Annotated in this window: 22 protein-coding genes; 6 read left to right on the top strand and 16 right to left on the bottom strand. The window is 70.9% G+C overall.

What is annotated here, in order from left to right; all coding sequences use genetic code 11:
* Positions 1-2 precede the first annotated feature (2 nt).
* The 7 genes from tatC to pafA all read right to left on the bottom strand — a co-directional run bounded on the left by tatC (position 3) and on the right by pafA (position 6355).
* Positions 3-977, bottom strand: a complete 975-nt coding sequence (tatC, locus tag WA670_RS23040) for a twin-arginine translocase subunit TatC (RefSeq protein ID WP_336158800.1) — start codon at positions 975-977, stop codon at positions 3-5.
* 88 nt (positions 978-1065) lie between these two features.
* On the bottom strand, positions 1066-1380 hold the full coding sequence (gene tatA / locus WA670_RS23035) for a Sec-independent protein translocase subunit TatA (RefSeq protein ID WP_043830417.1): 315 nt from the start codon (positions 1378-1380) through the stop codon (positions 1066-1068).
* 37 nt (positions 1381-1417) lie between these two features.
* The gene (locus tag WA670_RS23030) at positions 1418-1630 is read right to left on the bottom strand and encodes a bacteriophage holin (RefSeq protein WP_037806458.1); all 213 of its coding nucleotides are present in this window, start codon (positions 1628-1630) and stop codon (positions 1418-1420) included.
* 10 nt (positions 1631-1640) lie between these two features.
* Positions 1641-2621 carry a helix-turn-helix transcriptional regulator gene (locus WA670_RS23025; RefSeq protein WP_134731985.1) on the bottom strand — a complete coding sequence of 327 codons (981 nt, stop codon included), beginning with the start codon at positions 2619-2621 and terminating at the stop codon, positions 1641-1643.
* Positions 2618-3610 carry a helix-turn-helix transcriptional regulator gene (locus WA670_RS23020; protein ID WP_336158799.1) on the bottom strand — a complete coding sequence of 331 codons (993 nt, stop codon included), beginning with the start codon at positions 3608-3610 and terminating at the stop codon, positions 2618-2620. Before WA670_RS23020 ends, WA670_RS23025 begins: the two co-directional genes overlap by 4 nt.
* Before the next feature lie 156 nt (positions 3611-3766).
* Entirely contained in the window at positions 3767-4804 is a 1038-nt protein-coding gene (locus WA670_RS23015) for a WD40/YVTN/BNR-like repeat-containing protein (protein WP_336158798.1), read from the bottom strand.
* Between the two features lie 192 nt (positions 4805-4996).
* A complete protein-coding gene (gene pafA, locus WA670_RS23010) occupies positions 4997-6355 on the bottom strand; it encodes a Pup--protein ligase (RefSeq protein ID WP_037806466.1) in 1359 nt (452 codons plus the stop codon).
* A 205-nt stretch (positions 6356-6560) separates the two neighbouring features.
* Here pafA and WA670_RS23005 point away from each other — a divergent pair, with 205 nt between their 5' ends.
* The 4 genes from WA670_RS23005 (at position 6561) to WA670_RS22990 (ending at position 11210) form a co-directional block, all read left to right on the top strand.
* The gene (locus tag WA670_RS23005; protein WP_439098624.1) at positions 6561-8000 is read left to right on the top strand and encodes a bifunctional phosphatase PAP2/diacylglycerol kinase family protein; all 1440 of its coding nucleotides are present in this window, start codon (positions 6561-6563) and stop codon (positions 7998-8000) included.
* 285 nt (positions 8001-8285) lie between these two features.
* On the top strand, positions 8286-9521 hold the full coding sequence (locus WA670_RS23000; protein ID WP_037806819.1) for an alpha/beta hydrolase-fold protein: 1236 nt from the start codon (positions 8286-8288) through the stop codon (positions 9519-9521).
* Positions 9522-9631: 110 nt separating this feature from the next.
* Positions 9632-9982, top strand: coding sequence for a YciI family protein (locus WA670_RS22995; RefSeq protein WP_037806471.1), 351 nt, complete (start codon positions 9632-9634; stop codon positions 9980-9982).
* Complete coding sequence (locus WA670_RS22990) at positions 9975-11210, top strand: RNA polymerase sigma factor (protein WP_336158797.1); 1236 nt, start codon at positions 9975-9977, stop codon at positions 11208-11210. The genes WA670_RS22995 and WA670_RS22990 overlap by 8 nt, the downstream gene beginning before the upstream one ends.
* Here WA670_RS22990 and WA670_RS22985 read toward each other — a convergent pair.
* The 5 genes from WA670_RS22985 to dop form a co-directional block, all read right to left on the bottom strand.
* On the bottom strand, positions 11189-11926 hold the full coding sequence (locus WA670_RS22985; RefSeq protein WP_037806821.1) for a transglutaminase domain-containing protein: 738 nt from the start codon (positions 11924-11926) through the stop codon (positions 11189-11191). The genes WA670_RS22990 and WA670_RS22985 overlap by 22 nt on opposite strands.
* A gap of 66 nt (positions 11927-11992) precedes the next feature.
* Positions 11993-12790 (bottom strand): proteasome subunit alpha, encoded by a 798-nt coding sequence (gene prcA / locus WA670_RS22980; protein ID WP_037806473.1) that lies wholly within the window; start codon positions 12788-12790, stop codon positions 11993-11995.
* Between the two features lie 61 nt (positions 12791-12851).
* Positions 12852-13709: a proteasome subunit beta gene (gene prcB / locus WA670_RS22975; protein WP_134734405.1), complete on the bottom strand. Its 858-nt coding sequence runs from the start codon at positions 13707-13709 to the stop codon at positions 12852-12854.
* Between the two features lie 138 nt (positions 13710-13847).
* Positions 13848-14042 carry a ubiquitin-like protein Pup gene (locus tag WA670_RS22970; protein ID WP_037806475.1) on the bottom strand — a complete coding sequence of 65 codons (195 nt, stop codon included), beginning with the start codon at positions 14040-14042 and terminating at the stop codon, positions 13848-13850.
* A gap of 89 nt (positions 14043-14131) precedes the next feature.
* On the bottom strand, positions 14132-15634 hold the full coding sequence (dop, locus tag WA670_RS22965; protein ID WP_037806477.1) for a depupylase/deamidase Dop: 1503 nt from the start codon (positions 15632-15634) through the stop codon (positions 14132-14134).
* A 40-nt stretch (positions 15635-15674) separates the two neighbouring features.
* On the opposite strand from dop, the gene WA670_RS22960 reads away from it, so the two are divergent.
* Positions 15675-16193, top strand: coding sequence for an NUDIX hydrolase (locus tag WA670_RS22960; RefSeq protein WP_134734407.1), 519 nt, complete (start codon positions 15675-15677; stop codon positions 16191-16193).
* Here WA670_RS22960 and WA670_RS22955 read toward each other — a convergent pair.
* The 3 genes from WA670_RS22955 to WA670_RS22945 all read right to left on the bottom strand — a co-directional run bounded on the left by WA670_RS22955 (position 16184) and on the right by WA670_RS22945 (position 18234).
* Complete coding sequence (locus WA670_RS22955; RefSeq protein WP_134734408.1) at positions 16184-16807, bottom strand: hypothetical protein; 624 nt, start codon at positions 16805-16807, stop codon at positions 16184-16186. The two genes, WA670_RS22960 and WA670_RS22955, sit on opposite strands and share 10 nt — an antisense overlap.
* A gap of 70 nt (positions 16808-16877) precedes the next feature.
* Positions 16878-17801 (bottom strand): aldo/keto reductase, encoded by a 924-nt coding sequence (locus WA670_RS22950; protein WP_134734409.1) that lies wholly within the window; start codon positions 17799-17801, stop codon positions 16878-16880.
* A 94-nt stretch (positions 17802-17895) separates the two neighbouring features.
* Positions 17896-18234, bottom strand: coding sequence for a hypothetical protein (locus WA670_RS22945; RefSeq protein WP_134668472.1), 339 nt, complete (start codon positions 18232-18234; stop codon positions 17896-17898).
* A 120-nt stretch (positions 18235-18354) separates the two neighbouring features.
* Here WA670_RS22945 and WA670_RS22940 point away from each other — a divergent pair, with 120 nt between their 5' ends.
* A complete protein-coding gene (locus WA670_RS22940) occupies positions 18355-19260 on the top strand; it encodes a DMT family transporter (RefSeq protein WP_336158796.1) in 906 nt (301 codons plus the stop codon).
* Positions 19261-19554: 294 nt separating this feature from the next.
* On the opposite strand, the gene arc is transcribed toward WA670_RS22940, so the two are convergent.
* Entirely contained in the window at positions 19555-21357 is a 1803-nt protein-coding gene (gene arc, locus WA670_RS22935; RefSeq protein WP_037806484.1) for a proteasome ATPase, read from the bottom strand.
* Positions 21358-21676 lie beyond the last annotated feature (319 nt).

The raw sequence follows: 21676 nt of genomic DNA, 5'->3' as shown, positions 1-21676 counted from the left end.
GGTCAGGTGATGTCGTCGGTCGAGCCGCCGCGGCCGGACGCCGGTTTCTGCGCGGCCGGTTCCTCGCCGTCGGCGGTGCTCGGCGTGTAGTGGAACGGCGCGGCCTCGTCGTCGGCGAGCTGGTCCCAGCCCTCGTCCTGGCGGACGCGGTCGAGCTTGCGGTCGTGGAAGCGGGCGATCTGGATCGAGATCTCGAACAGCAGGGTGAGCGCGGCGGCGAGGCCGAGCATCGAGAACGGGTCCGAGCCGGGGGTGGCGAACGCGGCGAACACGAACAGCGCGAACACGATGCCGCGGCGCCACTTCTTGAGCTGCTGGTACTTGAGCACGCCGACGCGGTTGAGCATCACGACGAGCAGCGGCAGTTCGAAGCTGACGCCGAAGATCACCAGCAGGGAGAGGATGAACGAGATGTACTTGTCGCCGGTGAGGGCGGTGACGAACTGGTCCTGGCCGAACCCGGCGAGCAGCGCGAGGGCGTGCGGGACGAGCAGGTAGGCCAGTACCGCGCCGGCGGCGAAGAGCACGGAGGCGAAGCCGACGAAGGTGAGCGCGTACTTGCGTTCCTTGGCGTAGAGGCCGGGGGCGATGAACGCCCACAGCTGGTACAGCCAGGCCGGGGACAGCAGGACCGCGCCCGCGGCGACGCCGACTTTCAGGCGGAGCATGAAGACTTCGAACGGGACCGTCTGCAGCAGGCGGCAGCCGGTTTCGCCGCCGAACCGCTGTTCCTTCGGGATGGCGCAGTACGGGTGCGTCATGATGTCGCCGAGCGACGGGATCGGCCCGAACCGCTGGCCGAACCAGATGAACCCGAAGATCGCGCCGATGACGACGAAAACGACCGCCCAGCCGAGGCGGCGGCGGAACTCGTAGATGTGCTCGATGAGCGTCATCGTGCCGTCGGGGTTTTTCCGACGGCTGCGCCGGCTCCGCTTGCTGGACCGGCTGCCGTTGCCGTTGGCGGCTTCCGCCACTGGTCGTTCCGTTCTCGTCAGAGCCCGCCGGGGCGCGCCGCACCGGCGCGCCGCCGTGGACCGGGGACCGGGTGGTGCGCGCGGAGGGTCAGCTCGCGTTCTTCTGCGGCTGGTCGGCCGAGGCCGCCTGCTGCTTCTTCAGTTCGTCGAGCTGGCGCTGGAGGTCGGCGACCTGCTTGTCCTGCGCGGTCTGCGCGGGCGCGGGAGGGGCGATGTGCCGGGTGTCGGCGGACTCGGCCTCGGCTTCGGCCTTCTGTTCGCCGGTCAGGTCCTTGGTCTCGGCCTTGAAGATCTTCATGGACTTGCCGATGGACCGGGCCGCGTCCGGGAGCCGCTTCGCTCCGAACAGCAGAACCACCACGAGCACCAGAACGATGATGTGCCACGGCTGCAGCGCGTTCATGGTCGTCTGCCCTCCTTGTCTGGGGTCTGTGCTGATGTTACTTGTTGCCGGTCGCCGGGCGGCGTTCGGCCACGGCCACACGGAGTGCCGCGGACCGGGCCCGGAGGAGTCCGGTCCGGTCGTGGGTGTCCGCACTGACCATGCTCATGGTGCGGCGGAAGCGGCGCAAGACTCCGGCGGTCCGTACCAGCAGCAGGGCCAGGACGAGCAGGCCGGCCGCGAGCAGCACATAGACGGGCAGGTACGGCACTGAAACCACCTTATCGGTCGGAGATGGACATGAGGTGACGGGCACGCGCCACCGCGTCGGCGGCCCGGCGACCGACTGCCTCGGCGAGTGTGGCGGGGCTCTCCACCTGGGCTTCCCCGCCGAGGCTGAGCACGAGGCGGACCATCCAGGGCTCGTCGCTGTAGCGCATCGCGATGCGCAGCCGCCCGCCGTCGAGCTCGTCGAGTTCCTCGCACGGGTAGTACTCGGCGACCCAGCGCGCGTCGGGGTCGAGCACGAGATGGGCGACCCGCTGATCGGGACGGGCGGAGAAGACCCCGTCGGACAGGTCGGTGGGCCGCGCGTGGGCGGGCGGAGCTGCGGGTTCGTCCAATACGGTGAGCGCGTCCACCCGATCGAGGCGGAAGAGCCGGACGCCTTCGACCCGGCGGCACCACGCTTCGAGATAGCCGACGCCTTGGACGATGACGAGCCGCATCGGGTCGACGGTGCGTTCGGTGATCTGGTCGCGCGAGGCGGTGTAGTAGCGCATCCGCAGCGCGCGGCCGTCCTGCAGCGCGCCGGAGACGGTCTCGCGGGTGCGGGCGGCGCGGGCTCCCTCGCGCACTCCTCCCCCGACGACGACTCCGGCCGGGCGGGCCTGCCCGGCGGCGTCCTCGATCTTGGCGATGGCGCGGCGGACCGCGTCGCCGTCGGCCACGCCCGGGGTTTCGGCGAGCGCGCGGAGCGCGACCAGCAGCGCGGTGGCCTCGCCGCCGGTGAGGCGCAGCGGGCGGCTCATCCCGGCGTCGTGGGTGACGACGATGGTGTCGCCTTCGAAGGACAGGTCGATGAGGTCGCCGGGGCCGTAGCCGGGCAGGCCGCACATCCACAGCAGTTCGAGGTCTTTGCGCAGCTGGCGCGGGGTGACGTCGAAGTCCTGCGCGGCCTCGTCGATCCGGATGCCGGGGCGGGCCAGCAGGTAGGGCACGAGCGCGAGGAGTCTCGGCATGCGTTCGCCGGAGGCGCTCATCGGGCGCTCCCCTGCCCGGCGCGGGCGAGCACGGCCTCGAGCCGGTGCTGCACGGATTTGGCGAGCACGTCCGGTTCGAGGACGAGCACGTCCGGGCCTTGCGCGGCGATCCAGTCGGCGGCCGATTCCGGGAAGTACAGGCCGATCTCGATGACGTCGCCTTCCTCGCCCGCGACGGTTTCGCGGCCCACGATGTCGCCGCGGCGGCGAACTCCGGCTGCGCGGCCGTCGGCGACCCACAGCCGGGCGGTCGTGACCGGGGCCGGGTCTTCGCTGCCGCCGGTCACCGACACGAGCTGCATGAGGTTGACGCCCTCGGGCCGCGCGACCGCGCCCGGTTTCCCGATCGCGGCGACCTTTCCGGTGACGCGGGAGAGCCGGAAGCAGCGGGGCGCGTCGCGGTCGCGGTCGTGGCCGACGACGTACCAGCGGGCGCGCCAGGACACGACGCCCCACGGTTCGAGCGTGCGGATGCGGCGTTCGGGCGAGCCGCTGCGCCGGTACTCGAACCGGACCGCCTGCCCGGCCTGGACGGCGGCGAGCATCGGCGCGAACGCCGGTTCCGCGCGCACCCGCGGTTCGATCACGGTCGGGGCCTGGTCGTCGACCTCGACGCCGGCCGCGCGCAGTTTCACCAGCGCGCCCTGGGCCTGTCCGGTGAGCTCGGGGGAATCCCAGAGCCGGACGGCGAGCCCGACCGCCGCGGCCTCGTCCGGCGCGAGGTCGATCTCGCCGAGTTCGTAGTCGCGGCGCGCGATGCGGTAGCCCTCGACCGGGTCGAAGACGGAGTTGCGGCCGGTTTCGAGCGGGATGCCGAGTTCCCGCAGTTCGGTCTTGTCCCGCTCGAAGGTGCGGAAGAAGGCGTCGTCGCTGGCCGCGTCGGCGTACCCGGGCACGATCCCGCGGATCCGCTCCGCGGTGAGGTACTGCCGGGTGGAGAGCAGGGCCAGCACGAGGTTGACCAGCCGTTCGGCGCGTGCGGTGGACACCAGACGACTCTAGCTCTCCCGGCCGCGCGCGATCGTCAGGTCCAGCCCTCGCGCGTCGCGCCTGGTCAGCCCGTGTGCGACCGAACGGACCCGCCGTGCGCGCCCGGTCACGCACCGCCGTTCCGGGCGGCTTCCCTGCCCGGAACGGGTTCCCTCTTACGGAACCAGCTTCGCGACGCGGCCCTTGGCTCCGCTGGCCCAGCACGCGCCGGACCACGTGCAGTCGACGGTGTCGAAACTGCCGCTGTCGAACGAGGTCCAGTGCCGTCCCCCGTCGCGGCTCAGATCGCTCCCGCCCGGCCCGACGGCCAGCACCGCGCCGCCGCGCCAGGCGAGCCCGGAACGGTAACCGGCGGGATGCTCCGGCGGCGTGCGCCAGCTGCTCCCGCGATCATGGCTGAGCGCGACCGCCGGGCCGGGTGCGGTCGGGTTCGCGTAGTCGCCGCCGATCGCGACGCCTTGCCACGGCGTACGGAACGCCACCGCGAAGACTCCGGCCGACGCGCTGCTGGGCAACGGGGTTTCAGCCGCGGTCCAGTGCCGCCCGCCGTCTCCGGAGTGCAGGACGCGGGCGTGCGCTCCGCCGCCGGTGGCCAGCCAGGCGTCGAACGGTCCGGACGTGGTGATGCACTGGCCGCTGGCCGCGAATCCGGCTTCGCCGGGCTCGGCGGGCGGGAACGCGTCGTCCGGGAGCTGCTTCCAGCTGCGGCCGCCGTCGAAGGTGGCCTGGACGCGGAACTTCCCGTCGACCGGGTCGCTCATCGCGAGACCGCGCCACGGGTCGAAGAAGGCGAGGCAGTCGTAGAAGGCGGCGGAATCGGGATTGCTGAACGTCTGGTGCCAGTGCTTCCCGGCGTCGTCGGTGCGGTAGATCCGGGAATCCGCACCGGGCCCGATCGACAACACGACGGCGTGGTCGGCGTCGAAGGCCTCGATGTCGCGGAACTCGAGCTTCCCGGCGTCCGGCGGCCCGACCGGCCGCCAGCTGCGCCCGCCGTCGACCGTCCGCAGCACGGTGCCCTGGGTCCCGCTGACCCACGCGACCCGCTCGCTCACTGCGGAGAGCCCGCGGAATTGCGCGGCGGTGCCGGTGGGCAGAAGCCGCCACGACGGCAGCGAGGAGGCCGCAGCGACTCCGCCCAGGGACATCGACAGGACCGCTATGAGGACCAGGACCCTCCGGAACGCACGCATGCGGAGATCCTGCCGCACTCGGGTGACGACTTTCGTCGGTTTATGCGCCCGCAGCAACGTTTTCCCGCGCCCGAACCGCTCGCGCAACCCCGACGCGGGAACGCCGAGGGAGGTTCGGGAGAGGGCCCCTGACAAAATCTGATTCCCTCAGGGGCCCCTCGCGAACATCGAGCCGGTGTTCCGGCGCGGAAATTACAGCGAGCCGATCAGCCGTTCCACGCGCTCGTCGACCGACCGGAACGGGTCCTTGCACAGCACGGTCCGCTGCGCCTGGTCGTTCAGCTTCAGGTGCACCCAGTCGACGGTGAAGTCCCGTCCGGCCGCCTGGGCCGCCGCGATGAAGTCGCCGCGGAGTTTCGCCCGGGTGGTCTGCGGCGGGGTGTCCTTGGCCGCCTCGATCTCGCCGTCGTCGGTGACGCGCCGGACGAGTCCCTTGCGCTGCAGCAGGTCGAAGATGCCCCGGCCGCGGCGGATGTCGTGGTAGGCGAGGTCGAGCTGGGCCACGCGCGGGCTGGACAGGTCCAGGTCGTGCTTGGCCCGGTAGCGCTCGACCAGGCGGTGCTTGATCGCCCAGTCGATCTCGGTGTCGATCTTGCTGAAGTCCTGCTCCTCGACCGCCTCGAGCGCGCGGCCCCACAGCTCCACCACGCGTTCGTTGGCGGGCGTGGACCCGTTCTCCTTCAGGTGCTGGACGGCGCGGGCGTGGTACTCCCGCTGGATGTCCAGCGCGGACGCCTCGCGCCCGCCGGCGAGGCGGACCTGGCGGCGTCCGGTGAGGTCGTGGCTGATCTCCCGGATCGCGCGGATCGGGTTGTCGAGGGTGAAGTCGCGGAACTGGACCCCGGCCTCGATCATCTCGAGCACGAGGTGCGCCGACCCGACCTTCAGCATCGTCGTCGGCTCGGCCATGTTGGAGTCGCCGACGATGACGTGCAGGCGCCGGTAGCGCTCGGCGTCGGCGTGCGGTTCGTCGCGGGTGTTGATGATCGGCCGGGACCGGGTGGTGGCGCTGGAGACGCCCTCCCAGATGTGCTCGGCGCGCTGGGAGAGGCAGTACACCGCGCCGCGCGGGGTCTGCAGCACCTTGCCCGCGCCGCAGATGAGCTGGCGGGTGACGAGGAAGGGCAGCAGCACGTCGGCGATCCGGGAGAACTCCCCGGCACGGGTCACCAGGTAGTTCTCGTGGCAGCCGTAGGAGTTGCCCGCGGAGTCGGTGTTGTTCTTGAACAGGAAGATGTCGCCGCCGATGCCCTCGTCGGCCAGCCTGCGCTCGGCGTCCACGAGGAGGTCCTCGAGGATCCGCTCGCCTGCCTTGTCGTGCGTGACGAGCTGGGTCAGGTCGTCGCACTCCGCTGTCGCGTACTCCGGGTGCGAGCCCACGTCGAGGTAGAGCCTGGAGCCGTTGGACAGGAACACGTTGGACGAGCGTCCCCACGAGACGACCCGCCGGAAGAGGTAGCGCGCGACCTCGTCGGGCGAGAGCCTGCGCTGGCCGTGAAAGGTGCACGTGACCCCGAACTCGGTCTCGATGCCAAAGATCCGCCGCTGCATCCCACCAGAGTAGGCGCTGGACCCCCGCGGAAGGTGCGCCGTTCGGGCGGCGACACGCGGTCGGTACGTTGCAAGTGGTGACATTGCGGCGGAAACCGGTCGCCGGGACCGGTGGGCGATCCGGCGCGGCCAGCGGAGGTGGACGAGAGTGTTCCAGCAGGTCGGCCGGGCGTTCCGGCAGGTAGGGCGGAGGGATCGGGCCCTGATGAGGCGCAGTGCGGCGCTCCCCCGCACCCGGGCGGACGACATCGTGACCGCGTTGTCCCGAAGTGCGGACAAATCGCGGCTCTGGTGGGGCGTGGCGGCCGTGCTGGCGGTCCGGAAGGGCCCGGCGCGCCGCGGCGCGCTGCGCGGGATCGCCGCCATCGCGGGGGCGAGCGCGGCGGCGAACCTGGTCGCGAAGCCGTTGTTCCCGCGCCGCCGTCCGGCCGAGGAAGAGGTTCCGGCGCACCGTCAGCTGCGGAAACGGCCGACGTCGTCGTCGTTCCCGTCCGGGCATTCGGCTTCGGCCGCCGCGTTCGCGACCGCGGTCGCGATGGAGTCGCCGCGGGCCGGGCTGGCGATCGTGCCGCTCGCCGGCGCGGTCGCCTACTCGCGGGTGCACACCGGCGTGCACTGGCCGAGCGACGTCGCCGCGGGGCTCGCGATCGGGACCGGGATCGCCGTGCTGACCCGGCACTGGTGGCCGCTGCACCCGGATGTCCGCGCCCGCACCGCGCACGCGGCGGAAGCGCCGGAGATGCGCGACGGCGAGGACATGCTGGCGCTGGTCAACCCGCATTCGGGCGTCAACGGCCAGGACCCGACGGAGGACGTCCGCTACGCGTGGCCGAAGGCGTCGCTGATTTACCCGGACCCGTCGCGGGATCTGCGCGAGCAGCTCGCCGACGAGATCGAAGCGCACGGTTCGGTCCGCGCGCTCGGCGTGGCGGGCGGGGACGGCACGGTCGCGGCCGTGGCGTCGGTCGCCGCCGAACGCGGGCTGCCGCTGGCGCTCATCCCGGCCGGGACGCTCAACCACTTCGCCCGCGACGTCGGGGTCCGGTCGATGCCGGACGCGGACGAGGCGACCGAGGGCGGGCACGCGGTCGGCATCGACCTGGCCGAGGTCGAGATCGACGGCTCCGGCGAGGCCGGGCACCGCTGGTTCGTCAACACCGCGAGCCTCGGCGGGTATCCGGAAATGGTGCGGCTGCGGGAAAAGCTGCAGACCCGGTTCCCGAAGTGGCCGTCCGCGGCGATCGCGCTGGTACGGGCGATGCGGCGGGCGAAACCGCTGCGGGTGCAGCTGAACGGGAAGCCGACGCAGGTGTGGCTGATCTTCGTCGGCAACGGCACGTACGCGCCGAAGGGGTTCGCGCCGTCGCGGCGCCCGGCGCTCGACACCGGCCTGCTCGACGTCCGGTACGTGCGGGCGGACGTGCGCTGGTCGCGGATCCGGTTCGTGGCCGCGAGCCTCACCAACAGCCTGCACGCGAGCCACGTCTACCGGCAGCGGGACCTGCCGGAGCTGCACGTGCGGCTGCTCGACGGGAACCGCCGGGTCGCCACCGACGGGGAGGTCGGGCCGCTCGGGCGGGAGTTCCGGTTCCGGTCGCGGCCGAGCGCGCTGACCGTCTACCGGAATCCGGACAGCGACGCCTGACCGCGCGATGCCCTAAGGTCCCTTCGCCGGCGTTCGGCCGGGCACCGTGTTCTTCGCCGCAGTGCCCGGCCGGCCCCGCGCTGACCTGCGCTTTTGCCGTCGGCTCGCCGCACTGGGGGCGGGTCTTGATCGTTTCTTTACCTTTTCTCAACGAATCCACAGCGAGCCCTCAATAGCGTGATCTTCGAGGTGCGGACTGCCCTGTCCGCACCAGTTCACGGCAGGGGTCTTCTCGGTGCGTTTTTCCTCCCGCGGTCGCAGCTGCCCGTCTCCGGCAGGCCGCGGATGACCCGGCTGTTCCCGCAGGCTGTCGACCCGGTCCTGCCCCCGTCGGTCACCTCGCAGGCGCGAGACCTCGGGCCGCTCGAATCCCCCTTGCTGTGGCTGGCGTTCGCCGGTGCCGCCGTGGCGGTCCTCGCCGTCACCATCGCGCTCGCGCACCGCCGCCGCGTGCGCCGCTGGGGCGTCAGCGGGTCGATCGCGCTGTTCCTGATCGCCGCGGTCACCGCGGTGAACAGCTACGTCGGCTATGTCCGCACGCCCAGCGACCTCGGCAGGCTGCTGCAGCGCGGTTCCGGAGCGATGAACGTCGCGGGCACCCTGCTGCGCAGCACCAGCGACGATCCGGCCGAGGATTCGGACCCCAGCACGCCGGACAGCTCCACCGGCGGGAGCAGCGGCAGCTCCCCCGTCGCCGGCCGCCCGGCGGCTCCGGCGAACGCCAACGGCAGCACCGAGGTCCTCAACGTCCCCGACCCGGCGCACGGCGTGCAGAACGGCGAGAACTACGTCATCCTGCCGGCCGGCTACCACGATCCGGCGAACGCGGCCAAGCGCTACCCGGTCGTCTACCTGATCCACGGCTACCCCTACGGCGGGCCGCGCGACTGGCTCACCTCCGGCTCCGCGCCGCAGACGCTGAAAAGCCTCGAAGACGCGAACGTGATCCAGCCGATGATCATCGTGAGCGTCGACCTCACCGCCAACCGGCCGAGCACCGACTGGGAATGCCTCAACGTCCCGGGCGGACCGCAGCTGGAGACGTATCTCGCCAGCAGCATCGTCCCGTCGGTCGACCAGCACTACCGCACCTTCGCCGACCGCGGCCACCGCGCGCTCGGCGGCATGTCCGGCGGCGGCTTCGGCGCGCTGAACATCGGGCTGCACCACCTCGACGAGTTCGGCACGCTGCTGATCTCGCTGCCGTACGACGACCTGAACGACTCGGTCGGCGTCCTCGGCGGCAACCAGGCGGCGATCGCGGCGAACACCCCGCGCCGCTACATCCCGACGATGCCGTTCCCGCAGAAGGTCGCCGTGATGCTGACCGTCGGCACCGGCGCGCCGACCGACGTCGCGACCGCGCACCGCATCGCCGGGTCGCTGGAACGGCGCGGCCAGGAGGTCGTGGTGCACGCCGAGCGCGGGTTCAACCACACCTGGCACACCGCCCGCGCGACGCTCCCGTACATGCTCGCCTTCGCCGATCAGAACTTCCGCACCGCGCCTGCCGCCTCCTGAGCGGATTGTCCGGAAAAATGTCTTCCGGGCGCTGTCCATCCGGGCGGGCGCCGTTCGTGGTGAGGTCAGTGCGGCACTCCGGCCGCGCTGACCGACGAAGGAGCCCGACCATGAAGTACCTGCTGCTGATCCACGCTTCCGCGGCCACCGAGCAGGGCGGGGCGGCCGGCTGCGAGCCCGCCGACTGGATGGCCTACGACAAGGAAGTCCGCGACGCGGGGGTGTTCGTCAGCGGGGAGTCCCTCGCCGATCTCGTGACCGCTACCAAGGTGCAGGTGGGCGCGGACGGCGAGCGGTCCATCACGACCGACGGCCCGTTCGCCGAGACCCGCGAACTGCTCGGCGGGTTCTACGTGCTGGACGTGCCGGACCTCGACGCGGCGCTCGACTGGGCGGCCCGCTGCCCGGGTTCGCGGGACGGTTCGGTCGTGGTGCGCCCGATCGCCGACTTCGATGCCTGACGCGCGAGCGTCCGTGGCGGCCGTGTTCCGCGAGGAGCACGGCCGCCTGCTCGGCGCGCTCGTCCGCCGTTTCGGCGACCTCGACCTGGCCGAGGAGGTCGCCGCCGAAGCGGTGGAGGCCGCGCTGGTGCGCTGGCCGGTCGACGGCGTCCCACCGAAACCCGGCGCGTGGCTGATGACGACCGCGCGCCGCAAGGCCGTCGACCGGCTCCGCCGCGACCAGGCGTACGCGGCGAAACTCGCCGTCCTGCAAGCGGAATCCGACCGCAGCGACCCTCCCCCGCCGCCCGGGGCCGACGGCGACCTGCCCGACGACCGGCTCCAGCTGTTCTTCGCCTGCGCTCACCCCGCGCTGGCCGCCGAGGACCGGCTCGCGCTCACGCTGCGCTGCCTGGCCGGGCTCACCACGCCCGAGGTGGCGCGGGCGTTCCTCGTGCCGACCGCGACGATGGCGAAACGGATCGTGCGGGCCAAGAACCGGATCCGCGACCACCGCATCCCGTTCCGCGTCCCGGCCGGCGACGAGCTGCGCGCCCGGCTGCCCGGCGTGCTGCAGGTGCTGTATTCGCTGTTCACCGAGGGCTACGCGGCCAGCTCCGGCCCGGACATCCAGCGTCCGGACCTGGCCGAGGAAGCGATCCGGCTGGCGCGGATCCTGCACCGCCTGCTGCCCGACGAACGCGAGAGCACCGGACTGCTGGCGCTTCTGCTGCTCGTCCACGCCCGCCGCGCCGCGCGCACCGGACCGGACGGCGAGTTCGTCCTGCTCGAAGACCAGGACCGCACCTCCTGGGACGCGGCGCTGATCGACGAAGGCCGCGCGCTGGTGCCGGTCGCGCTGACCGGCGGCCCGCCCGGGCCGTACGGCGTGCAGTCGGCGATCGCCGCGCTGCACGCCGAAGCACCGGACGTCGCGCACACCGACTGGCCGCAGATCGTGGCGCTGTACGACATCCTGCTGGCCCTCGCCCCGACCCCGGTGGTCGCGCTCAACCGCGCGGCCGCGGTGGCGATGCGCGACGGACCCGAAGCCGGACTCAAACTCCTAGACGGGCTAGCCAGCGAGCCGCGACTGCAGGGCTACCACCCGTACGCCGCGGCTCGCGGAGACCTGCTGCACCGCCTCGGCCGCGACGACGAAGCCGCGGCGGCGTACCGGGAAGCGTTGGCCAGCGCGGGAACCGAGCCCGAACGAGCGCATCTGCGTCAGCGGTTGGAGGCGCTCTGACGCGGCGCCCACCGGCTCAGCACCGGGTCGATCAGCCTCGTCAACGGACCGGACACCGTCTGGCCGTGCCGCCGGAACAGCTCGTCGCGCGAATCGAAACGGCCTAGATCCGCCAGCACGGTCGCCGACAGGTCGCACGCTCCGCCGGTTTCGCAGGTGACGCCGTCCCAGTCGATCGCCGTGCGGGACACCGCGTCGAACAGCGTTTCCCCGCTGTCATTGGAAAAACCCGGACTCGCCGCCAACGCGGGCAACGGTCCGAACAACTCCCCGACCGGAACCCAGCTGCCGTCGATCCCGAACTCGGGCCACGCCACCAGCACCCGCGACGGGACCAGGGACTTGAGCCGCGGAAACCGCGGATACCAGAACCGGCCGTCCACGAGCAGGCCCCGCACCCGCGTCGGAATCCCTTGCGCCCGCGCGACTCCCTCCAGAATCGCCAGCCGCTGACTGCACGAACCCCGCCCGCGACGCAACGTCCGCGAGATCGGCTGCCGCTCCTGCACCGCATACACCGGCCGCACCGCACCGGCGATCACCCGGTGCGCCGCCCGCAACCCGGCCAACCGGTCGTCCGACGCGGTCGCCCGCACCAACGACTGCACGAGCGGATCGCGCCAGTCGAGAATCGCCGTCGGGACCACACCGCCCGCGGCGGAACCCGCCCCGGCGACCCGACGACGCCACCACGGGGTCACCAGCGCACACGTCACCACGCCAGTATCCCGGAAAACGACTGCGGGCCGCCGGAATCGTCCGGCGGCCCACAGCGCATCACGTCATTCCTTCTCGGCCGAACCCTCGCCGGAACCCTTGTCCGAGTCCTTGCCGTCGCCCTCGCCGGACTCGTCCGCCTTCTCGGCAGGCTCCTCCTTCGCCGGCAGCAACGCCTCCAGCGCCGCCCCCGACAACCGCCGGAACGCCCGCCGCGGCTTCGCCCGATCCAGCACCGCGACCTCAAGCTTGATCTCCGCCTCCGCCGCCGACCCGTTCCCGTTCGACGACGTCGCGGTCGCCCGCAACCCCTCGATCGCCGTCGCCAGCGCCGTCCGCAGATCGTGCTCCGGATCCACGACGTCCTTCAGCTTCGTCGTGATCGGTTCCGTCTGCCCGCCCATCACCACGAACGGCGACTCGTCGAAAATCGACCCGTCGAACGTCAACCGGTACAACTGGTCCTCCGCCGCGGTCGCCCCGACCTCGGCCACGCACACCTCCACCTCGAACGGCTTCAGCTGCTCGGTGAAAATGCTGCCCAGCGTCGCCGCGTACGCGTTCGCCAGCGCCCGCGCGCTCACATCCCGCCGGTCGTACTGGTAGCCCTTCAAATCCGCGTGCCGGATCCCCGCCACCCGCAGATTCTCGAACTCCGAATACCGGCCCACCGCGGCGAACCCGATCCGGTCGTAGATCTCGGACACCTTGTGCAGCGTCGCCGACGGATTCTCCGCCACGAACAGCACCCCGCCCGCGTACTTCAGCACCACCACGCTCCGGCCCCGCGCGATCCCCTTGCGCGCCAGCTCGGAACGCTCCCGCATCAACTGCTCGGGAGAGGCATACAACGGCATCGTCACGGTGTCGGCTCCACGTTCTCCGAAAACTCGGCAATCATTGATTCAGCGGACATCGACGGCCTCACACCGGCCGGTGGTGATTGCGCTCCGCGCGCCCGGCCACCACCGCCTCGGCCACCGCACCCGTCCGCTCCGCGGGCAGCACCACCGCGCCGTCCTCCGCGGTGATGGTGATGACGTTCGGGAAAATCCGCCGCACCATGTCCGGCCCGCCGCTCGCGGTGTCGTCGTCCGCCGCGTCGTACAACGCCTCCAGCGCCGTCCGCACCGCCGCGTCCACGTCCGCGTCCGGGTCGTACAGCTTTTTCAGCGACGACTTCGCGAACAGCGAACCCGAACCGACACTGGCATACCCGGCGTGCTCCTCGTACCGCCCGCCCGCCGCGTCGTACGACACGATCCGGCCCGCGTGCTTCGCGTCCTCGGCCTCCAGGTCGTACCCGACGAACAACGGCACGACCGCCAGGCCCGCCATCGCCATCTCCAGGTTCGCCTTCACCATCCCGGCCAGCTTGTTCGTCTTGCCGTCCAGCGAAAGCGAAACGCCCTCGATCTTCTCGTAATGCGCCAGCTCCACCGCGTACAGCCGGACCATCTCCACGGCCAGCCCCGCGGTCCCCGCGATGCCCACCGCCGAGTACTCGTCCGTGACGTGCACCTTCTCGATGTCCCGGCTCGCGATCAGGTTCCCCGACGTCGCCCGCCGGTCGCCGGCGATCAGCACCCCGCCGGCGAACGCCACCGCCACGATCGTCGTGCCGTGCGGCACGTCCAGCTCACCCGCCGGCACCCGCCGCGCCGGCAGCAGCTCCGGCGCGGTCGCGCGCACGAAATCCGCGAACGACGACGTCGCCGGCGAAAAGTAGGCCGACGGCAGTCCGGGCCCGGAAAAACCCGCCCCAGAGGAGGTGTTGTCCATACGTGCTCTCGGTTCCCATCTCATCCCGTGCCCGGCAACGCCGAGCACAACCTGCCCCCGGCGCCGCCGCGCGAAACCTCCGGCCCAGCGCGCCCGCCGCACCGCCCCGCACCCGGGGCGGCCGCGACGGGCGGACGGCTACTCGCCGCCCTTCTGCACGTAAGCGCGGACGAAGTCCTCGGCGTTCTCTTCCAGCACGTCGTCGATCTCGTCGAGGATCGTGTCCACGTCCTCGCCGAGCTTCTCCCGCCGCTCCTGGCCCGCCCCGCCGGCGTCGTCGAACTCCTCGTCGGAATCGCCGCCGCCGTGCTTCTCGATCTTCTCCTGCGCCATCTCGCCTCCCGGTCTGGCCGATGTTCCCTAGCCTACCCAGCGGTACCGACGAAAAGGGCCTTCCAGCGGCCCGAAACGCCGGGATCGCGCTAGTCCGAACCGGTGATCGCCTCCACCAGCTCCTCCGCCGTCGCCGCCGCGTCCAGCAGCTTCCCGACGTGCGCCTTCGTCCCCCGCAACGGCTCCAGCGTCGGGATCCGCACCAGCGACTCCCGGCCCACGTCGAAAATCACCGAATCCCACGACGCCGCCGCGATCGACGACGCGTACTTCTCCAGCGCCCGGCCCCGGAAGTAGGCGCGCGTGTCCGACGGCGGATTCGTGATCGCCGCCTGCACCTCCTCCTCGGTGACCAGCCGCTTCATCGAACCCCGCGTGACCAGCCGGTTGTACAGGCCTTTGCCCAGCCGCACGTCCGAATACTGCAGGTCCACCAGCCGCAGCCGCGGCGCGCCCCACGCCAGCTGGTCCCGCTCCCGGTACCCCTCCAGCAGCCGCAGCTTCGCAGGCCAGTCCAGCCGGTCCGCGCACTCCTGCGGATCCCGCGCCAGCGCGTCCAGCACCTCGCCCCACACCCGCAGCACTTCCTTCGACGCCTCGTCCGCGCCCGTGCGCTCGAGATTCGCCGCCGCCAGCTCGTGATACGCGAACTGCAGGTCCAGCCCGGTGAACTTCTTCCCGTTCGCCAGCTCGACCTTCGTCTTCAGCGTCGGGTCGTGGCTGATCTTGTGCACCGCCCGCACCGGCTCGTCCAGCTTCAGGTCGTCGAACCGCACGCCCGCCTCGATCAGGTCCAGCACCAGCGCCGTCGTCCCGACCTTCAGATACGTCGAGTACTCCGACAGGTTCGCGTCCCCGATGATCACGTGCAGCCGCCGGTACTTGTCCGCGTCCGCGTGCGGCTCGTCGCGCGTGTTGATGATCCCGCGCTTGAGCGTGGTCTCCAGCCCGACCTCGACCTCGATGTAGTCCGAGCGCTGCGAAAGCTGGAAACCCGCCTCCTCGCTCTGCTGCCCGATCCCCACCCGGCCAGAACCGCACATCACCTGCCGCGACGCGAAGAACGGCGTCAGCCCCCCGATCACCGCCGTGAACGGCGTCGACCGCTGCATCAGGTAGTTCTCGTGCGTGCCGTAGCTCGCGCCCTTGCCGTCCACGTTGTTCTTGTACAGCTGCAACGGCGGCTGCCCCGGCACGGTGGCCGCCTTCAAAGCGGCCTCCTCCATCACCCGCTCGCCCGCTTTGTCCCAGATCACCGCGTCCCGCGCGTTCGTGACCTCCGGCGCCGAGTACTCCGGATGCGCGTGGTCCACGTACAGCCGCGCACCGTTGGTGAGGATGACGTTCGCCGCGCCCAGGTCCTCGACGTCCGGGTCGTGCCCGGGACCGCCCGGCCCCGTCAGGTCGAACCCGCGCGCGTCGCGCAACGGCGACTCCACCTCGTAGTCCCAGCGCGCCCGGCGCGCCCTCGGGATGTCCGCAGCCGCGGCGTAGGCCAGCACCACCTGAGTCGAGGTGAGCACCGGGTTCGCCGTGGCGTCCCCGGGCACGGCGATGCCGTACTCGACTTCGGTTCCCATGATCCGACGCATGCCACCACCCTACGGGTTCGACGCGTGCGAGGATGCCCCCATGCCAGGCAGTGACGAACTCGTTGCCCTCTATGACGACGCGGGCCGCCCGGCCGGCCAGGCGCTCCGCTCCCGGGTCCGGGCCGAAGGGCTCTGGCACGCCGCCGGCGTCGTCCTCGTCCGATCGGGCGACGGACGCTCGGTCTACGTGCACCTCCGCACCGCGGACAAGGACACGTTCCCCTCCACCTGGGACTGCTGGGCGGGCGGAGTCGTCGCCGCGGGCGAAACCCCCGCCGACTGCGCGCGCCGCGAACTCGCCGAAGAACTCGGCGTCCACGGAGTGGAACCGGAACCGCTGTTCACCAAAATCTACGACGACGGCTCGATCCGCTGCCACAACTTCGCCTTCGAAGTCCGCTGGGACGGCCCGGTGACACTGCAAGCCGAGGAAATCGTCGAAGGACGCTGGATCCCGCTCGACGAACTCCGCTCCTGGGTCTTCGCCGCCGAACCCGAACCGCCCTTCATCCCCGACGGCCGCGCGGGCGTCCAGGAATGGTTCCGCCGTTACGGCTGAACAGTCAGCTTCGCCGCGATCTTCGGCAGCAACCGCTTCGCCGCGTCCTGCGCCCGCGCCGGCGTGCTCGCCGCGACGCTCAACGCCGACACCAGATTCCCCTTCGCCACCAACACCGCGCACGTCGAGCCCTCGCACCACGCCCGCTGCACGGTGATCCCCGGCTGCGGCGGCAACGACACCTCCGCACCCGCGCAATGCGAGCCCGCCACGACATCCTCGCCCGAACGGTCCGCGTACACCGTGACCTCGTGCGTCAACGCCGAACCGCTCGGATACACCCAGCTCACCGACTTGCGCTCACCCGCGGCCAACCCGCTCAGACACCCCGAAACGCGACCCGCACCCGGAGCCACGCCCTCCTCGGCAACGTCCGAATCGGACAGCAACGCCGCCTCCGCGCGCCGCGGATCCGGTGCCGCCGAAGAAGAAACCACCGGAGGATCGACCGCCCGCGACACCGGCGGAGCGACCGGAGCGCTCGTGCCCGGCGAAGGGGCCGGATCGTCGTAATAGGTCTCGAGATTGTTGGGCCGGTTGCCGCATCCGGCGAGCCCGGCCAGCGCGCCCAGCCCGACCAGCACAGCGACTGCTGGCACCTGCCGACGACGCACGTTGCCCCTCCGCGCTCAATGTTGCCCGTCCGCCCCGGGCCATGCTGGGCCCCGAGGGTAATGCAATCGCTCAGCTCCACCCGAGGTGGGATCGATGCGCCCAGTACTCGCGCGCGTCCTGCGCGAGTTGTCCCAGCGCAACGCGGTCCTCGTCGCCGAGGCTCACTCGCGTGGCGGCGAGGTTCGCCGCCAGCTGTGCCGGACTCGACGGACCCAGCACCGCCATCGGAGCCCACTCCTGTCCGAGCACCGCGGCCACCGCGATCGCGTCCGGGCCGACGCCGTGCTCCCCGGCGATCCGCCGCAACGTCTCGGGAGCTTCCGCGACGAGCCGTCCGTTCGCGAGAGTTTCCTTGACCAGCACCCGTTTCCCGGCCGCGTGCACCTCCGCCAGCGCCGGGCCGACCGACGGCTCGAATACGTTCCAAGTGGACTGGACCGACGCGAACACCGGCTGCCCGGCCGATTCCAGTTCGAACGCCCGGCGCACCACGTCCGCCTGCGCGGGTCCGGATGTTGAGAAGCCGACCTCGACGCCGTCGCCGGAAAGCCCGGCCAGCGCGTCGATCAGCGCCGGATCAGTGAAAAGTGGACTGTCCACAGTGAGCGAATGGACCTGGTACAGGTGCACGTGCCCGGCCAGGAGTTCCCGCGTCTGCGCCCACTGTTCGCGGAACCGCGGCAGCGTGTGTTCCTTGACCTCGTGGACGTCCGCGTCGAGCCGCCAGTCGCCGACGTAGCGGTAGCCCCACTTGCTGGACACCGTGACGTCCTGGTGTCCGCGCTCGGCCAGCCAGCTGCCGAGGAACTCCTCCGAACGGCCGTAAGACCGCGCGACGTCGACCCATCGGACGCCCGCCGCGTACGCCGCGTCGAGCACCTCGTGCGTCGCGGCCCGCATCGACGGCACATCCCGCACTTCGGGCAAGTCCCGCCCCAGGTTGATGTATGCCGGACGGCCGAGCGCGGCCAGCCCCACCGCGATGCGGTCCATCGGGTCCCCTTGTCGTTGCTGTGTTTTGGAAGTCGTGTCGCGAGCTTAGGCGTGGCGACGTGGAACGTTTTCCGATCGCCAGATGTATAGGTCGTTATACACTTTGTTTGTGCCGGAGGATGGCGAGCCATTGGCTGGCGTTTTGGGCTTGGCGGTGGAGTTTTTCGAGGCGGGCGGCGGGTGCGCGGACGTAGCCTTTGCCGAAGACCGGGGCGATTTGGCGGAGGCTGGCTCCTTCTTCGCGGGCGGCGAGGAGGGCCCAGTCGGAGGCGTCGGCGCAGGCCGCGGAGGCGCGGCGCAGCTCCCCCAGGAGGTCGATGAGGTCGTTGGCGTTGAGCTCCCCCGCTTGGACGGCGGCGGCGGTCGTCTCGAGCCAGGCCAGGACGTCGGCTTCGGTGATCGGCGGGCGCGGGCGGGCGTTGTCTGTGCTCACGCGCCGCAGTATAGGGCGTTATACACCAAGGTCGAGCACAGTGACCGAAACCTGCTGGACTCCGGGCGTGGCGCGCACGTTGACTGGCCGGAGCAGTCCGCTGGTCGTTTCGGAGGTTCAGTGAGGTTCGGCATCGCCGCCCGGTTCGTCGCGCTCGCCGTCGTGTGGGGCGCGAGTTTCCTGTTCATCAAAGTGGGCCTGGAGGGGCTCTCGCCGGCTCAGGTGGCGCTCGCGCGGGTCGCGCTGGGTGCGTTGACGCTCGGCGCGTTCCTGGTGCTGCGCAGGCGATCGCTCCCCCGCGATCCCGCGCTGTGGGGGCATCTCGCGGTGGTTTCGCTGCTGTTCTGCGTGGGCCCGTTCCTGCTGTACTCGTGGGCCGAGCAGTACGTGGCGTCCGGGCTCGCCAGCATCTTCAACGCCACCACTCCCCTGCTGACCATGCTGTTCGCCGCGGCCGCCCTGCCCGCGGAACGGCTTACCCGGCCGAAAACCGCCGGGTTGCTGATCGGCTTCGCCGGGGTGCTCACCCTGGTCGGCGTCTGGCGCGGCATCGACCTCAGCCACGAAGTCCTCGCGCAGCTCGCCTGCCTCGGCGCGACCACGTGCTACGGCCTGGCTTTCGTGTACCTGCGGAAGTTCGTGTCGCCCCGCAACCCCGACCCGGTCGTGGTCGCGTTCGGGCAAACCGGTTTCGCCACCGTGATCCTGCTGGCCGCGACGCCGGCGATCGCCGCGCAGCCGGTGCACCTGAACCTCGCCGTGGTGCTGTCCATGCTGGCGCTCGGCGTGCTGGGCACCGGTGTCGCCTACACCTGGAACACCGCCATCGCCACCGCCTGGGGCGCCGCCAACGCGTCCGCTGTGACCTACCTCACTCCGGTGGTCGGGGTTCTGCTCGGCGTGCTGGTCCTCGACGAACCGGTGCACTGGAACGAACCCGTCGGAGCGCTGCTCGTGGTGCTCGGGATCCTGGCCTCGCACGGACGGCTTTCCCGGGTGCGGCAACCGGTCCTGGAACGGGTCTGAGACACATGCCAGCTGTGGGCGCGTTTGCCCACGTCGTACGGAATGGCCGAGGCCCGCGCCAAAGTAACTTCAAGTCTGTGAAGGGCTCCTTGAGGGAATCAGATTCCCTCAAGGAGCCCTTCACAGACCTCGCCAGCGCGTGCCAGCTCTCGCGAGCGCAGTGCGTGGAGCCGTCCCTGGCCGATGGGCGCGATGCGGCCGCGCACCACAGCTCCTGCGAAACCCCCATTGGGCCTGAGACGCACCGCGGGGCCGCCGGAAGAGATCCGGCGGCCCCGCGGCGTTCGCGCTGTCCTACAGGTACTGACCGGTGTTCGTGGCGGTGTCGATCGCCCGCCCCGATTCCTGGTTCTTGCCGGTGACGAGCGTGCGGATGTAGACGATCCGCTCGCCCTTCTTGCCGGAGATCCGGGCCCAGTCGTCCGGGTTGGTGGTGTTGGGCAGGTCCTCGTTCTCCGCGAACTCGTCGACGATCGCGTCCAGCAGGTGCTGCACGCGCAGGCCGGGCTGCTTCGTCTCCAGCACCGACTTGATCGCCGACTTCTTCGCCCGGTCCACGATGTTCTGGATCATCGCGCCCGAGTTGAAGTCGCGGAAGTACAGGACTTCCTTGTCCCCGTTGGCGTAGGTGACCTCCAGGAACCGGTTCTCGTCGCTCTCCTCGTACATCCGCTCGACGGTGTGCTGGATCATCGCGTCGAACGTCGCCTTCTGGTCCCCGCCGAACTCCGCCAGGTCGTCGGCGTGGATCGGGAGGCCCTCGGCCAGGTACTTCGAGAAGATGTCCTTCGCGCCCTCGGCGTCCGGACGCTCGATCTTGATCTTCACGTCGAGCCGGCCCGGCCGCAGGATCGCCGGGTCGATCATGTCCTCGCGGTTGGAGGCGCCGATGACGATGACGTTCTCCAGCCCCTCGACGCCGTCGATCTCCGACAGCAGCTGCGGCACGATCGTGGTCTCCACGTCGGAGGACACGCCCGAGCCGCGGGTGCGGAAGATCGAGTCCATCTCGTCGAAGAACACGATGACCGGGGTGCCCTCGGAGGCCTTTTCCCGCGCCCGCTGGAAGATCAGCCGGATCGACCGCTCGGTCTCGCCGACGAACTTGTTCAGCAGCTCGGGACCCTTGATGTTGAGGAAGTAGGACTTGCCGTCCGCGTTGTCCCCGCGAGCCTCGGCCACCTTCTTGGCCAGGGAGTTCGCCACCGCCTTCGCGATGAGCGTCTTCCCGCAGCCCGGCGGGCCGTAGAGCAGGACGCCCTTCGGCGGGCGCAGCTGGTACTGCTCGTAGAGGTCCGCGTGCAGGAACGGCAGCTCCACGGCGTCGCGGATCTGCTCGATCTGCCGGGTCAGGCCGCCGATGTCCTCGTAGCGGACGTCCGGCACCTCCTCCAGCACGAGGTCTTCGACCTCCGCCTTCGGCACCCGTTCGTAGGCGTAGCCGGCCTTGGAGTCCACCAGGAGCGAGTCGCCCGGTTTGAGCGGCTGCTCGGAGAGCGGACCGGACAGCAGGACGACCCGCTCCTCGTCCGCGTGGCCGACCACGAGAGCGCGCGTGGCGCCGCCCTCGACGTCCGGTGCGAGCACTTCGCGCAGCGCGCACACCTCGCCGGTGCGCTCGAAATCGCCGCCTTCGACGACGGTGAGCGCCTCGTTGAGCCGCAACGCCTGCCCGCGCCGCAGCGACGAGACCTCCACCGCGGGCGACACCGAGACGCGCATCTTGCGCCCCGCGGTGTAGACGTCCACCGTGTTGTCCTCGTAGGCCTCGACGAACACCCCGTAACCGCTCGGCGGCTGGGCCAGCCGGTCGACCTCTTCGCGGAGGGCGAGCAGCTGACCCCGCGCTTCGCGCAGGGTTTCGACGAGTTTCGTGTTCCGCTCGGTGAGCTGGCTCACCCGTTCCGACGCCTCGGCGAGACGTTGTTCGAGAACGCGGTTCTGTCGCGGGGAATCGGTGAGCCTGCGGCGCAGCAGCGCCACTTCTTCCTCGAGAAAACGGATCTGCCGGGCTTGTTCCTCTGGTGTCTGCCCTGCTCCGCCGGTTGCTGAAGGGTCGGCCTCCTCGCGCCGACCTCCGGGAAGGTCATGATGCATCGGGCACCTCCTCGGAGTGCTTTTCATTCCACGGTACCGGCGATCACCGACAAGAAAAGGCCTTTCCGCATCACAAGACCGGCGCGTCGCGCTTTTTCTTCCGGCGAAGCACGGCCGCGAGCGCAGCGCAAGCGGCCGTTTCGGTGCCGCGGACGGGAATCCGCTCCGCGCGGGTTTCCGCAACGCGGAACTGAACGCGCTACGGATGCCCCGCCGGGTACCCGCGGCAAACCCGAGTCGCGGGTTGGCTGCGCGGAAAGGCGCGCGGCTGGCTAGCATCCCCGGGTGGCCGCGCTCCGCACGCGGCCCGCACTTTCGC

Origin of the sequence: Amycolatopsis sp. VC5-11 (assembly GCF_037034185.1) — a bacterium.
Taxonomy (GTDB): Bacteria; Actinomycetota; Actinomycetes; order Mycobacteriales; family Pseudonocardiaceae; genus Amycolatopsis; species Amycolatopsis nivea.
The sequence above is the reverse complement of the archived record's forward strand: the minus strand, read 5'-3'. Positions and strand labels throughout refer to the sequence as shown.

Coding starts and splice junctions, on each gene's coding strand:
- arc (WP_037806484.1), bottom strand. CDS start 21,357: ATGCATCATGACCTTCCCGGAGGTCGGCGCGAGGAGGCCGACCCTTCA.
- WA670_RS22995 (WP_037806471.1), top strand. CDS start 9,632: ATGAAGTACCTGCTGCTGATCCACGCTTCCGCGGCCACCGAGCAGGGC.
- prcB (WP_134734405.1), bottom strand. CDS start 13,709: ATGGACAACACCTCCTCTGGGGCGGGTTTTTCCGGGCCCGGACTGCCG.
- dop (WP_037806477.1), bottom strand. CDS start 15,634: ATGCGTCGGATCATGGGAACCGAAGTCGAGTACGGCATCGCCGTGCCC.
- WA670_RS23015 (WP_336158798.1), bottom strand. CDS start 4,804: ATGCGTGCGTTCCGGAGGGTCCTGGTCCTCATAGCGGTCCTGTCGATG.
- pafA (WP_037806466.1), bottom strand. CDS start 6,355: ATGCAGCGGCGGATCTTTGGCATCGAGACCGAGTTCGGGGTCACGTGC.
- WA670_RS22990 (WP_336158797.1), top strand. CDS start 9,975: ATGCCTGACGCGCGAGCGTCCGTGGCGGCCGTGTTCCGCGAGGAGCAC.
- tatA (WP_043830417.1), bottom strand. CDS start 1,380: ATGAACGCGCTGCAGCCGTGGCACATCATCGTTCTGGTGCTCGTGGTG.
- WA670_RS23000 (WP_037806819.1), top strand. CDS start 8,286: ATGACCCGGCTGTTCCCGCAGGCTGTCGACCCGGTCCTGCCCCCGTCG.
- WA670_RS22960 (WP_134734407.1), top strand. CDS start 15,675: ATGCCAGGCAGTGACGAACTCGTTGCCCTCTATGACGACGCGGGCCGC.
- WA670_RS23005 (WP_439098624.1), top strand. CDS start 6,561: ATGAGGCGCAGTGCGGCGCTCCCCCGCACCCGGGCGGACGACATCGTG.
- WA670_RS22950 (WP_134734409.1), bottom strand. CDS start 17,801: ATGGACCGCATCGCGGTGGGGCTGGCCGCGCTCGGCCGTCCGGCATAC.
- WA670_RS23025 (WP_134731985.1), bottom strand. CDS start 2,621: ATGAGCGCCTCCGGCGAACGCATGCCGAGACTCCTCGCGCTCGTGCCC.
- WA670_RS22970 (WP_037806475.1), bottom strand. CDS start 14,042: ATGGCGCAGGAGAAGATCGAGAAGCACGGCGGCGGCGATTCCGACGAG.